The following is a 12,185-nucleotide window of genomic DNA, read 5'->3' as shown; positions in this document are numbered from 1 at the left end:
AAACTATGGCGGGCGTCCTGGCCCTCTTCCGTCCTCCTGGCCGGCATCTGCCTGACGGGCGCGCGGCGGCTTACGTCTTGCCGCCTGCCTTGCTATGCCTATACTCCGCGCCGGGCCGCCCTGCGGCCAGTGAAATTAAGAATTCCGGCTAGCGCCGGCTGCGTTTCTTCCGACCACGGGACCCTGCTTCGCATGTCCGAGATCAAGAAAGTCGTGCTCGCCTACTCCGGCGGCCTCGATACCTCCGTCATCCTGAAATGGCTGCAGACCACCTACAACTGCGAGGTGGTGACCTTCACCGCCGACCTGGGCCAGGGCGAGGAGCTGGAGCCGGCGCGCAAGAAGGCCGAGATGCTGGGCATCAAGCCCGAGAACATCTACATCGAGGACCTGCGCGAGGTCTTCGTGCGCGACTACGTCTTCCCCATGTTCCGCGCCAACGCGGTCTACGAGGGCGTCTACCTGCTGGGCACCTCCATCGCCCGGCCGCTGATCTCCAAGCGCCAGATCGAGATCGCCCGCGAGACCGGGGCCGACGCCGTCTGCCACGGCGCCACCGGCAAGGGCAACGACCAGGTGCGCTTCGAGCTCGGCTACTACGCCCTCAACCCGGACATCCACGTCATCGCGCCCTGGCGCGAGTGGGACCTGAACAGCCGCACCAAGCTGATCGACTTCGCCGAGAAGCACCAGATCCCCATCGCCAAGGACAAGCGCGGCGAGGCGCCCTTCTCGGTCGACGCCAACCTGCTGCACATCTCCGCCGAAGGGAAGGTGCTGGAGGATCCCTGGGATGCGCCGGAGGAGTACGTCTTCTCGCGCAGCGTCTCGCCGGAGGACGCGCCGGACCGGCCGACCGTCATCACCATCGATTTCGAGAAGGGCGACCCCGTCGCCGTCGACGGCGAGAAGCTGTCGCCCGCCGCCCTGCTGACCCGCCTCAACAAGCTGGCCGGCGACAACGGCATCGGCCGCCTGGACCTGGTGGAGAACCGCTTCGTCGGCATGAAGAGCCGCGGCGTCTACGAGACCCCGGGCGGCACCATCCTGCTGACCGCCCACCGGGCCATGGAGTCGATCACGCTCGACCGCGGCGCCGCCCACCTGAAGGACGAGCTGATGCCGCGCTATGCGGAGCTGATCTACAACGGCTTCTGGTGGTCACCCGAGCGCGAGATGCTGCAGGCGCTGATCGACAGGAGCCAGGAGAAGGTCAACGGCTCGGTGCGTCTGAAGCTCTACAAGGGCAACGTCATCGTGGAGGGCCGCAAGTCGGACGACTCGCTCTACTCCATGGAGCACGTCACCTTCGAGGAGGACTCGGTCTACGACCAGCGCGACGCGGCCGGCTTCATCAAGCTGAACGCCCTGCGCCTGCGCCTCTTGAACCGCCAGAAGCGCTAGAGCCTCGAAACCTCGAAAAAGGGACGGCTACTCCTGGGGGGCGTCGCCGCCCTCGGGGGCCGGCTGGCCGAAGTTGGCCTCGCCCGTGGGGTCGATCTCGACCCGCTGCGCCATGACCTCGAAGGCCTGGGCGTTGTTGTCCATGTGCTCCTTCAGGGGCGGGTTCTGCTCACCCACGGAACGGAAGAAGCCGGCTGCGTCACGCAGCAGGCGCGCAGCAATTTCAGCATTGGTAGCCATGGTTGCTCCCAAATCAAACAAGTTCGCAATGAAAGGGCTTGGTCTCGGGCGCAAGCCTAACATGGCCGCAAAGCCCCTGTCGCCCCTAACCCTGGGGTTGCTGCAGGAATTTTTACCCTAAGCCAGCAGCGCCCGCAGCGCGACCACCGCCAGGCAGCCGCCGGCCACCGCGACGATCAGCGGCAGGCGCAGCGCCAGCAGCACGGTGATGAGGGCGGCGCCGCTCTCCGCCGGTCCGGTGGCGAAGGCCATGGGCGCGATGATGGCGGTGAGGATGGCGCCCGGCACCGCCTCCAGGGCGCTGGCCATGCGCCCGCCGACGGTGGTGCGGCGCACCAGCCAGTAGCCGAAGATGCGCGTGAAGTAGGTCGAGGCCGCCATGGCCAGGATGGCCGCCAGGGAGACGGGATCAAGCTGCATTGCCGCCCTCCTTCGCCGTCTCGCGGTACTTCGCGGGCAAGGCCGGCGGGCCCATGAAGGCGCCGACCAGGCTGCCGGCCAGCCCGCCGAGAGCGATGTACCAGACCCCCGGCAGCAGTTCGTGGCCGGCCACGGCGGCCAGGGCGCTGGCCAGCCAGGGGGCGACGCTGCGCTTGCCCTTCCACAGGCTGACCAGCAGGGTCAGGAAGACGGCGGTGAAGGCGAAGTCGAGGCCGTAGCGCGCCGGGTCCTGCAGCACGCCGCCGAAGATCGTCCCCAGTGTCGTGCAGGCGATCCAGCCGACATAGAGCGGCAGGGCGAGGCCCAGGTAGTAGGCCGGGGTCACCGGTGTCTGGGCCGCGCGCTTCAGGGTGAAGGCCCAGTTCTCGTCCGCCATGAAGTGCAGGCCGCCGTAGATCTGGCCGCGGCTCCAGCCCTTCAAGAAGGGGGCCAGGGCCGCGCCCATCAGCACGTGGCGCAGGTTGACCATGAGCGCCGTCGCCCCCAGGAGGACGATGCCGGGCGGCGAGGTCCAGATCTCCACCGCCACGAATTGCGAGGCCCCGGCGAAGACCGTGGCGCTCATGATCGCCACCTCCAGCGGCGAGAGGCCCTTCTGCGCCGCCAGGGTACCGAACAGCAGGCCGTAGACCACCACCGCCACCAGCAGCGGCAGGATGGTCAGCGCCCCGGCCGTGAACTCGCCGCCGCTGTCCTTGCGCGTCATGCCATGCCTCGTGGGTCCTATGCGAAAGGCCGCCAGGGTGGCCCCCCGGGCGTCCCAGGGTCTTGCATGAAATTGCGGCCGCGCGGCCGCGGCGCCTCATTCAGCCTTAAAGCGAATATCTATCACGATAGTTCTCCTGTGAACTTCGCCTTGCAGACGTTAGGCTCGCTAGGATCACGGTCATACTGCAGCAGCACGCGTCTTAGGGAGATCGCAGCAGAGATGGTGATGTCGGAAATCTCCGTCGAGCGCGTGGCCGAGGCGATCGAAGGGTACCTGGCCAACGGCCGGGGCGAGCACGTGATCCCCGAGTTGCTGAACTTCGAGGTCAAGGACCTGAAGCTGCTCCGCGATCCGGCGGAGGCGGACCTGCCGGTGGAGGCACTGCGCCTCACCCTGCGCTACTGGCAGACACTGCCGCAGGTCAGCCGGGTGCCCAACGTGACAAAGATCGATCCCATCAGGCTGCGCCACGCGCTCGGCTACCTGATGCTGATCGACGCCGGTCCGGGGTCGAACGACTTCCGCTACGCGCTCTACGGCACCAAGATCGCCGAGGTCGCCGGCTTCGACATGACCGGCAAGACGGTGTGGGACATCGCCACCTCCTCGGCCGTGCAGACCTTCTTCGCCGCCTGCTACCGGGCGGTCCGCGCACTGCCCTGCCCGCTCTACACGGTGCACATGGCGCCGCCGCAGATCACCGCCAGCCACTGGCACCGCGTGATCCTGCCGCTGGGCGAGCACGGCGAGGTGAAGCGCTTCCTGGTCTGCAACACGCCGATCCAGCACGGCCACCTGGTCTAGGGCAGCCTCCCCCGATCTGCCGTGATCTCCCGGACCGGCGGCGCTAGGATGGCGCGCCGCCGAAAGAGGGGACGATGTCATGGCCGAGGAGAACCACCTGCAGGACCTGGGCGAGGCCCTGGCGGCGCGCTTCGCCGACGCCGCCGATCTGGACGCCGGCCTGGGCGCGCCGGCCGCGGAGACCCTGGCGCGGCTGGCCGCGCGCGGCTCCGTGCGGGAATTCTCCGGCGCGCCGGTGGACCCGGCGCTGCTGCGCCTCTTGAGCGCGATCGCCCTGGCGACGCCGACCAAGAGCGACCTGCAGCAGCGCGACATCGTGCTGGTCACCGATCCGGGCCTGCGCGAGGCCCTCGATGCCCTGCTCGCCGACCAGCCCTGGACGGCGGGCGCGCCGGCGCTGCTGGTCTTCTGCGGCAACAACCGGCGCCAGCGCCTGCTGCACCACTACCGCGCCCGGCCCTTCGCCAACGACCACCTGGACGCCTTCTTCAACGCCGCGGTGGACGCGGGCATCGCCCTGGCCGGCTATGTGGCCGCCGCCGAGGCCCTGGGCCTGGGCTGCTGCCCGATCAGCGCCCTGCGCAACGACCCCGACGAAGTCAGCCGCCTGCTGGGGCTGCCGGACCATGTCTTCCCGGTGGCCGGGCTGGCGGTCGGCTGGCCGGCCCGCGCGCCGGTGGTGACGCCGCGCCTGCCGCTCGCCGTCACCCTGCACGAAAACCGCTACGGCGAAGCGGGGCTGGAGGCGGCCATCGCCGCCTACGACCGCCGGCGCCCCTACGCCCAGCAGCGCCACGTCGAGGACTTCGGCGAGGATCCGGCCTACGGCTGGTCGGAGGACAAGGCGCGCCAGTACGCCAGGCCCGAGCGGGCCGGCTTCGGCGCCTTCGTGCGCCGCAAGGGTTTCTCTCTGGACTGAAGGCGCGGCTCAGGCGCCGCTCAGGCCGCCGCGCGGCTGCCGCGGCGGTACTGGCCGGGGGTCAGCCCGGTGCAGCCTTTGAAGGCGCGCGAGAAGTGGCTCTGGTCATAGAAGCCGCAGGCCAGCGCCACTTCGCTCAGCGGCTCGGCGCCGGCCAGGAACAGCTTGGCCGCGGCGATGCGCCGGTGGGTCAGGTAGGCGTGCGGCGTGACCCCGACCTCGCGGCGGAAGGCGCGCAGGAAATGATAGCGGCTGAGCCCGGCGATCCTGGCCAGGCCATCGAGGGTCAGGTCTTGCATATACAGGTCATCAATGAAGCGCCGGGCGCGGCGGATCGGCCCGGGCTCCTGCCCCAGGCGGCGGCCGCGCGGCTCGCTGACACTGTGGCGGCGGACCATGAGGGTCAGCGCCGTGGTGAAGGCCTCGTCGACCGCCAGCTTGGGGGCGCCCCTCAGGACATGGGCCTCCATGAGGGCGTGCGCCTCGCCGAGGCGGGCGGCGGCCTCGGGATCGTCCATCACCGCTGCGCGGAAGGCGGGGAAGCCCGCCGGGCGGTCGTCCAGCTCGTCGGCGATGTCCTGCACCAGCGCCACCGAGGGGTAGAGCATGCGGTAGGCGAAGCCCTCGCCCGCCGGGGCGCCGTCGTGCAGCTCGTCGGGATTGACCGCCACCAGGCTGCCGGCCGGCGCCACGTGGCGGGCGCCGCGGTAGGTGAAGGCCTCGGCCCCGGCGACGATGACGCCCAGCGCGAAGGTGTCGTGCACATGGGGGGCGTAGGCGTGGCGGTAAAAGCGCGCCTTCAGGCACTCCAGGTCGTCGAAACGCTTCTCGCGCCAGAAGCAGACGGAATCCGCGCCCCGCCGCGGCTCGGCGGTGGTTTTCCGGGGCCCCTGCCGCTCCTGGGCGGAGCGGGCGTAGGCCGTCTGCTGGTCGATTGCCATGGATCCAGTCTAGCCGATCCGCGCCGGCCGGCCTTGTAGGAAATTGCCCGGCAGCGATCGTGCGGGGCGCTAGAACGGCAGCGGCGAGACGCCGATGAGGCCGCTGTGGAGGTGCAGCAGGGCGGCATAGACCGCCAGGCCCAGCAGCGGCCGCCACCAGCCGATACCGCGCCAGTCGACCGGGCTGCGCCCGCCCAGCGCGGCGGCGAAGGGCAGCACGCTGGTGGTCAGCTTCATCGGCCCCCAGGCGGCGCCGAGGCTGGCTTCGCGGCGCTGGTCGATGTGGCGCATGCCGCCGAAGCTGAGCACGGCGATGCCGCCCATCAGCACCATGGAGGCGAAATCCCCGTTGGCCAGCAGGTGCGACAGGGCCCAGAGCCCGGTGCCCCAGAGAAAGGGGTGGCGGGTGATCGAGAGGATGCCGACGGCGGGCGAGCCCGGGGTGCCGTCGAGAAAGCGCTCGCCGCCCACCAGCGTCGGCCCCGGCGTGGTCAGCCCGGCGACCAGAAGGATGGCGGCGAACGGCATGACCAGCAGGGGCACCCAGGCGAGAGCCGCGGCCGGGGTCCAGACCGCCAGGAAGGGCGCGCTGCGGTAGGACAGCAGCATCCAGATGAAGGCGCCGACCATTACGGTGGAATAGACAAGGCGAAAGCCCTGGGCACCGAAGCGCTGCACCAGAAGGGGGCGGAGCGGTTTGGCGGAGAGCAGGAAGTGGCCGCCGGCGAAAGCGAGGGTGGCGGCAACCATGGAGTTCGTGGCATCGAGCATCCCCCGCAATATGGTCAGCGCCCGCGCCGCCGTCCAGCCTGGAAATGCGCACCGAAAAGGGCGTTACCTGCGCCCGGCGGCGTGCTAAGCAGCCGCCATGACAGAGAACGAAGAGACCAGGCCCGACGCGGTGGCCCTGAAGATCCTGGAGCTGCTGCAGGCCGGCGGCCCGGACCACACGGTGAGCCCCGATGACGTGGCCCGCGCCTTCGCCGAGACCCGGCGCAAGAAGAGCGATCCGCCCGACGTCTGGCGGCGCTACATGAACGCCGTGCGCCAGCAGGCCGTGCACCTGGCCCGCGCCGGCAAGATCGTCATCCTGCGCCGCGGCGAGCCGCAGGACCCACACGCCCCCATCAAGGGCCTGATCCGCCTGGGCTTGCCGAAGTAGCGGAGCTGTAGTCGCCGCTGCGGGCGCCGGCCACTCGGTCGCCTCCTGACCACCCCCAATCATCGGAGGGGGAGATCTTCACTCTACTGCGCCAACTTCACATAGACGGAGTTGCGGGTAAGACTATTGCCCTGATCGAACTGCTTGCCATTTGCATAGGCGATGCGCCCGCCCCACTCCACCGGCAGGGTCCGCAGCTCGGTTCGAGGCGTCGGCGCGAAGATCATGAACTTCATGGTCTCGGGTAGAGGGTCAGAATAGTCATACACTGATCGACCAGGAAGGATGGCGTAGCCATCGCTCGCGAAGGTCAGCGACTTGCCGGCCAATACACGGATTTGAGCCTCTTCCCAACCAATGCGTTCATCCTCTGCCCAGATGGAGAAGTTGAAGGTCGGGTCCAGAGCGATCCATTGGCCACCGATGAAGGCCTCCACAGAAGCGTGTGAGGTCACAGGATCGGCAGCATTGACGACCTCTTTAAACATGCCGACGTATCGGGCCTCGATGCCAAATGACTTCAGCAAGGTAAGGTAGACGATTGAGAGTCCCCCACAGATGTCGCCGAAGTTTTCATCTGTCAGTTCGAGAAATACCGAACGATCCAAGTTGGAGTAGTCGAATCCTGCCGGCGGAGCCTGGACAGGAACCTTTCGATAGACCATGTCCCGCAACGCAAGCGCTGCGGAAAGGGGCTCCATAGAGTCCAGCTGCGGCTCAATGTCGAGAGCGATCCGGCGGACGTTGGCGAGCTCCGTCTCCAGCGGACGGACGGCATCGTAGGGTGTGCTCATGAGCAGCCGTGCCTCGACCAGCGTCCCAATACGCTGCGCGACGTAGACTGCTGACTGAGCGGTAGACATTTCCGGGTAGCGGATGGTCAAACCGACCGTCGCCGCGGCGCAGATAGAGACAGCAAAGCCAGCTGCGGCAATGATCGTTTTTTTTCTCATGCGGATTGCCCGGCACAGGCATCGAGAACAACAGTCAGGACGATCTTCATGGGTACATCCCGGTTCGCCCGGCGACCCTGCCGGACCATATGATGGTAGAATCGCCGGCAGCGCCGCGCAACCACCGAGGGCGCTCCGGAAGAGATTTGGCCAACAATCCGACCGGCCTAGGCGGCGGACAGTCAGCCGACCCGACGTCTGGCGGCGCTACATGAACGCCGTGCGCCGGCAAGATCGTCATCCTGCGCCGCGGCGAGCCGCAGGACCCACACGCCCCCATCAAGGGCCTGATCCGCCTGGGCTTGCCGAAGGACTAGGCACGCCACACCACGCGACAGCGGCACATCCTTCGAGACGCGGTCCTGGCGGACCGCGCCTCAGGGTGAGGTCTGTGTTTGCGTATGTGGCCTCATGCTGTGGAGCCCCGCCAAGGAACTTGGAGGGGCGTCTCGAAGCACGAGGTCCGGCAAGCTGCCCGCCTAGGAAAGCTCCGGCGCCGGGATGCCGGCCTGGCGGCAGGCGGCGGTCACGGTGTTGGCCAGCAAGACCGCGATGGTCATGGGGCCGACGCCGCCGGGCACGGGCGTGATGGCGCCGGCCACCGCCGCCGCCTCATCGAAAGCCACGTCGCCGACCAGGCGGGTCTTGCCGCCTTCCGCGTCGATGCGGTTGATGCCGACGTCGATCACCGTGGCCCCCGGCTTCACCCAGTCGCCCTTGACCATCTCCGGCCGGCCGACGGCGGCCACCAGGATGTCGGCGCCGCGGCAGACCGCCGGCAGGTCCTTGGTGCGGCTGTGAGCGACGGTCACGGTGCAGCTCTCGGCCAGGAGGAGCTGGGCCATGGGCTTGCCGACGATGTTGGAGCGGCCGACCACCACGGCGTTGAGGCCGGAGAGGTCACCCAGGCGATCCTTCAGCAGCATGAGGCAGCCCAGCGGCGTGCAGGGCACCAGCGGCGCTTCCGCCCCCTTGCCCCCGGTCATCAGGCGCCCGGCATTGATCACGTGAAAACCGTCGACGTCCTTGTCGGGATCGATGGCGGCGAGCACCGTCTGGGTGTCGATCTGCGGCGGCAGGGGGAGCTGCACCAGAATGCCGTGCACCGCCGGATCGGCGTTCAGCTCGGCCACCTTGGCCAGCAGGGTCTCCTGGCTGGTCGAGGCGTCGAGCTTGTGCTCGAAGGAGTTCATGCCGGCCTCGAGGGTCTGCTTGCCCTTGGAGCGCACGTAGACCTGGCTGGCCGGGTCCTCGCCCACCAGCACCACGGCGAGCCCCGGGGTCAGCCCGTGCTCGGCCTTCAAGGTTTCGACCGCGGCGGCGACGCGCCCGCGTAAGTCCGCGGCGAAGGCCTTGCCGTCGATCAGAGCTGCACGTCCTTCCATCTCGTCAACGCTGGCTGCAGTGCTGCTCACGATAGGATACTCCCTCTGCTTCTGTATTCAGCGGCGCCAGTTCACCCGAGCCGGCGGGCCGGCTCCCTTCCGATTGCGCCGCCGACTAGCCCAGAGCCGTCAGCCGTACCCGGCCAGCCATTTTTCCAGATCGCGCCGCAGCGCCGCCGGGTCGCCATCCACCGCCAGGGTCTTGCGCCGCTCCGTGTGGCCGGCCACCAGGCTCAAGGCCGACTTCGGCATTTTCCAGGCCTTGGCCAGCAGCTTCACCAGCGCCGCGTTGGCCTTGCCGCCTTCCGGCGGCTCGGTGACCCTGACCTTCAGGACCGCCACGCCGTCGTCCAGCACCACGACCCCGTCCACCTTTGCCCGGCTGGCCCCCGGCTGCAGGCGCAGGTCGACCAGCAGGCAGTCTTTCCCCTCGCGAAAGGGGCCCTCCCGGGCGGGCTCAGAAATGACCGGCTCCTCAGAGCCCACTTTGGTAGAGCGCGAACAAGATCCGCTCCAGCACCATCTGGATGAAATAGATGATCAGGATGAGGATGATCGGCGAGATGTCGATGCCGCCGAGACTGGGCATGAAGCGGCGGATCGGCCTGAGCGCCGGCTCGGTAAGGCGCCAAAGGAACTCGCCGGCCATGGAGACGAACTGGTTGCGGGTGTTGATCACCCCGAAATGCACCAGCCAGGAGAGGATCGCCGAGGCGATCACCATGTAAACGTAGATCGTCAGCGCGAGGCTGATTATGCGGATAAGCGGATCCAGGATGATCATCGGCCGGCTTTTCTACCCCTAGGCTGGAGGACGGAAAGACTTCGGAAACCAGTGGCCGCTACCCTACCCAGCGCTTGGGCCGGAGACAAGCAGCCGAAACCGCCGGAAAAGGCCCGGATAGAGCCGGGAATCGGGCGGTTAACGCGCCGCTTGACAGGACAGGGCCTTGTCCACATTATCCGCCCGCCCGAGGTTGATTTTCCGTCAAATCGGCCTTTGGACCATCCCATGCCCGGCGAATTGCCGCCGCGGCGCCCAGTTGTGGGGCTGTAGCTCAGATGGGAGAGCGTCGCGTTCGCAATGCGAAGGTCAGGGGTTCGATTCCCCTCAGCTCCACCAACTCCCCCCGCTTTCCGAAAGCCGATCGCCTGACCCGCCCGGCGTCTGTCCAGCCGACCGCCAGGCATGACATTGCGCCGCGGCGATGTCACAGGCCGGCGCTGCCGTTCGTCGGTTCTGGAGAGCCCGCAACGACCGCTGCGGGCACCCCTCCAGCACAGGAGCCGACCGTTATGACCCCTCCCGTCTCGACATCCCGCCGGCGCAGCCTGACCTGGGCCGCCGCGGCCAGCCTCGTCGCCCTGCCGGCCTTCGCCGTGCTGCACCCGGCCGCGGGCGAGGCCCCGAAGGCCCCCGGCGTCCAGGTGGCGCCCCTGGCCGCGCAGGAACTGAACAACCTTCCGGGCCAGAAGCTGAACGCCCTGGTCGTGACCTACCCGCCGGGCGGCAGCTCGCCCGTCCATCACCATGCCGGCAGCGTCTTCGCCTTCGTGCTGTCCGGGGAGATCCGCTCGCAGAGCTCGGCGACCGGGCCGGAGAAAATCTACAAGGCCGGCGAGAGCTTCTTCGAGCCCGCGGGCAGCAGCCACCTGGTCAGCGCCAACGCCAGCGCCACCGAGGCGGCCAGCCTGCTCGCGGTCATCGTCGCCGAGGACGGCGCGATCCTGACCACCTTCGACGAATAGCAGGCCGCGTCATCTCAGGGCGCGCGGACCTTGTGGGTAAAGCGCAGGATGACGAACTCGGCCGGGCGCAGCGGCGCCACGCCGACCTGGACGACGAGACGCCCCTTGAGGACGTCGTCCCGGGTCATGGTCTCGCCCAGGCCGACGGCGACGGTGAAGGCCTCCTCCGGCTTAGCGCCCTGGAAGGCGCCCTGGCGCCATAGGCCGTAGAGGAAGGTCTCGATCGCCACCTTCACGCGCGCCCAGGTCGCGGGCCCGTTGGGCTCGAAGACCGCCCATTGAGTGCCCCTGTCGATCGACTGCTCGAGAAAGATGAAGAAGCGGCGGACGTTGACGTAGCGATACTCGTTGTCGTTGCCGGCCAGGGTGCGGGCACCCCAGACCAGGGTGCCCCGCCCGGCGGCCTTGCGGATCGCGTTGACCGACTTGCCGCCGGCGGGATCGACGTTCAGCGCATCCTGGAAGCTGTCGCCGACCGCCACCGCGGGGCCGCCCACCCCGGCCAACGCGTCAGCGCCTGCCGGCGCCTTCCAGACGCCGCGGGTGGCATCGGTCCGGACGTAGAGACCGGCGACGGCGCCCGAGGGCGGCAGGATGGCATAGGCTCTCCCGAGAAACCTCCGAAGCGCGCTGTAGACCTCCGGCTCCCGCTGGGCCAGGGCGAGCCGGCGGTCGTTGAGACGGCGCCCGGCCGCGCCGGCCCGCTGCCGCCGCCGCTCGCGGCCGTCCTTGGCCACGGTGACGACATCGAAACGCTTCAGCGTCACCTGGGCCTCGACCGTGCGCAGCGGCAGGCGGCTCTCCAGGTAGGGAAAGTAGGCGGCGCCAAACTGCCACCGCCGGCCACGGCCGGTGAGACGGTCGCGGAAGCCGGCCTCGACCGCCGCCAGGTCGTCGTTGCCGCCCGGCACGGCGCCCGGGACCTCGGCGATGGTGAAGCGGTCGCGCGTTTTGGCGCAGGCGTCCAGCGCCGCCTTCAGCACCGCCGCGTAGTCCGCATCGTCCAGCTTCACGGCGTCGGGAAGGACCAGCAGTGTCGGACCCTCGACTTTTTCCAAAGCGGTAAGCGCGGCGCGGAAGTCGTCCGCCCTTGCCCGACCATAGCGGCCCAGCGAATAGATGAGGCAGCGCCCACCGCCGTTCCTGAAATAGAGCTGCAGCGCGTAGTTCATGAAGTGGCGTGGAACGCTGCGCCGGCGCGGCCAGTCGACCTCGACGTCCAACAGCCGGCCGCGCGCATCGATGCGCTTTTCGACGGTCAGCGTCACCGGATGGATCGGCGCCTTGCCGAAGCGCGCCTGGTAGTCCTGCATCGAGGTGATCTCGACGGCGCGGCCGGTCAGGTCTTCCCCCTGCGCGCCCCGGGCCGTCTCGGTATAGCCGATGAAGACGGGCAGCGCCGTCGCCACACTCTCGATCGGGCGCGTGCCACTTGGAATTTCCTCGACGTAGACACCAGGAGCGAGATACTCCGGCAT

At 68.6% G+C, this 12,185-nt stretch carries 15 protein-coding genes and 1 tRNA gene; 6 read left to right on the top strand and 10 right to left on the bottom strand.

Annotated features, from left to right (window positions below):
• The first annotated feature begins 192 nt into the window (after positions 1–192).
• Positions 193–1,404: an argininosuccinate synthase gene (locus H7X47_RS02290; protein WP_193366982.1), complete on the top strand. Its 1,212-nt coding sequence runs from the start codon at positions 193–195 to the stop codon at positions 1,402–1,404.
• 27 nt (positions 1,405–1,431) lie between these two features.
• Here H7X47_RS02290 and H7X47_RS02285 read toward each other — a convergent pair whose 3' ends face one another.
• From H7X47_RS02285 to H7X47_RS02275, 3 genes are all read right to left on the bottom strand, one after another.
• Positions 1,432–1,644: a hypothetical protein gene (locus tag H7X47_RS02285; RefSeq protein WP_193366981.1), complete on the bottom strand. Its 213-nt coding sequence runs from the start codon at positions 1,642–1,644 to the stop codon at positions 1,432–1,434.
• Between the two features lie 117 nt (positions 1,645–1,761).
• Positions 1,762–2,064, bottom strand: coding sequence for an AzlD family protein (locus H7X47_RS02280; RefSeq protein WP_193366980.1), 303 nt, complete (start codon positions 2,062–2,064; stop codon positions 1,762–1,764).
• Complete coding sequence (locus H7X47_RS02275) at positions 2,054–2,791, bottom strand: AzlC family ABC transporter permease (RefSeq protein WP_193366979.1); 738 nt, start codon at positions 2,789–2,791, stop codon at positions 2,054–2,056. The genes H7X47_RS02280 and H7X47_RS02275 overlap by 11 nt, the downstream gene beginning before the upstream one ends.
• A 222-nt stretch (positions 2,792–3,013) precedes the next feature.
• Between H7X47_RS02275 and H7X47_RS02270 the strand changes: the two genes are divergently transcribed.
• Both H7X47_RS02270 and H7X47_RS02265 read left to right on the top strand, forming a co-directional pair.
• Positions 3,014–3,598, top strand: coding sequence for a PAS domain-containing protein (locus tag H7X47_RS02270; RefSeq protein WP_193366978.1), 585 nt, complete (start codon positions 3,014–3,016; stop codon positions 3,596–3,598).
• Between the two features lie 79 nt (positions 3,599–3,677).
• Complete coding sequence (locus H7X47_RS02265) at positions 3,678–4,517, top strand: nitroreductase family protein (protein WP_193366977.1); 840 nt, start codon at positions 3,678–3,680, stop codon at positions 4,515–4,517.
• A gap of 20 nt (positions 4,518–4,537) precedes the next feature.
• Here the strand turns inward: H7X47_RS02265 and H7X47_RS02260 are convergent, their stop codons facing one another.
• Complete coding sequence (locus H7X47_RS02260; protein WP_193366976.1) at positions 4,538–5,458, bottom strand: AraC family transcriptional regulator; 921 nt, start codon at positions 5,456–5,458, stop codon at positions 4,538–4,540.
• Positions 5,459–5,527: 69 nt separating this feature from the next.
• A complete protein-coding gene (locus H7X47_RS02255; protein ID WP_193366975.1) occupies positions 5,528–6,229 on the bottom strand; it encodes an NnrU family protein in 702 nt (233 codons plus the stop codon).
• Between the two features lie 97 nt (positions 6,230–6,326).
• On the opposite strand from H7X47_RS02255, the gene H7X47_RS02250 reads away from it, so the two are divergent.
• The gene (locus tag H7X47_RS02250) at positions 6,327–6,620 is read left to right on the top strand and encodes a DUF3253 domain-containing protein (protein WP_193366974.1); all 294 of its coding nucleotides are present in this window, start codon (positions 6,327–6,329) and stop codon (positions 6,618–6,620) included.
• A gap of 83 nt (positions 6,621–6,703) precedes the next feature.
• On the opposite strand, the gene H7X47_RS02245 is transcribed toward H7X47_RS02250, so the two are convergent.
• From H7X47_RS02245 to H7X47_RS02230, 4 genes are all read right to left on the bottom strand, one after another.
• Positions 6,704–7,573, bottom strand: coding sequence for a transglutaminase domain-containing protein (locus tag H7X47_RS02245; protein ID WP_193366973.1), 870 nt, complete (start codon positions 7,571–7,573; stop codon positions 6,704–6,706).
• A 479-nt stretch (positions 7,574–8,052) separates the two neighbouring features.
• The gene (folD, locus tag H7X47_RS02240) at positions 8,053–8,958 is read right to left on the bottom strand and encodes a bifunctional methylenetetrahydrofolate dehydrogenase/methenyltetrahydrofolate cyclohydrolase FolD (protein WP_193367518.1); all 906 of its coding nucleotides are present in this window, start codon (positions 8,956–8,958) and stop codon (positions 8,053–8,055) included.
• Positions 8,959–9,087: 129 nt separating this feature from the next.
• Positions 9,088–9,444: a DUF167 domain-containing protein gene (locus H7X47_RS02235; protein WP_319633508.1), complete on the bottom strand. Its 357-nt coding sequence runs from the start codon at positions 9,442–9,444 to the stop codon at positions 9,088–9,090.
• Positions 9,434–9,742: a YggT family protein gene (locus H7X47_RS02230; protein WP_322096441.1), complete on the bottom strand. Its 309-nt coding sequence runs from the start codon at positions 9,740–9,742 to the stop codon at positions 9,434–9,436. Before H7X47_RS02230 ends, H7X47_RS02235 begins: the two co-directional genes overlap by 11 nt.
• Before the next feature lie 263 nt (positions 9,743–10,005).
• On the opposite strand from H7X47_RS02230, the gene H7X47_RS02225 reads away from it, so the two are divergent.
• Both H7X47_RS02225 and H7X47_RS02220 read left to right on the top strand, forming a co-directional pair.
• Positions 10,006–10,081 (top strand) — tRNA-Ala (locus tag H7X47_RS02225).
• A gap of 173 nt (positions 10,082–10,254) precedes the next feature.
• A complete protein-coding gene (locus tag H7X47_RS02220) occupies positions 10,255–10,707 on the top strand; it encodes a cupin domain-containing protein (protein WP_193366972.1) in 453 nt (150 codons plus the stop codon).
• 14 nt (positions 10,708–10,721) lie between these two features.
• On the opposite strand, the gene H7X47_RS02215 is transcribed toward H7X47_RS02220, so the two are convergent.
• Positions 10,722–12,185: a phage tail sheath family protein gene (locus tag H7X47_RS02215; RefSeq protein ID WP_193366971.1), complete on the bottom strand. Its 1,464-nt coding sequence runs from the start codon at positions 12,183–12,185 to the stop codon at positions 10,722–10,724.

Source organism: Pelagibius marinus (genome assembly GCF_014925385.1).
Classification (GTDB): domain Bacteria; phylum Pseudomonadota; class Alphaproteobacteria; order Kiloniellales; family Kiloniellaceae; genus Pelagibius; species Pelagibius marinus.
This window is presented reverse-complemented; position numbering and strand designations above follow the sequence as displayed.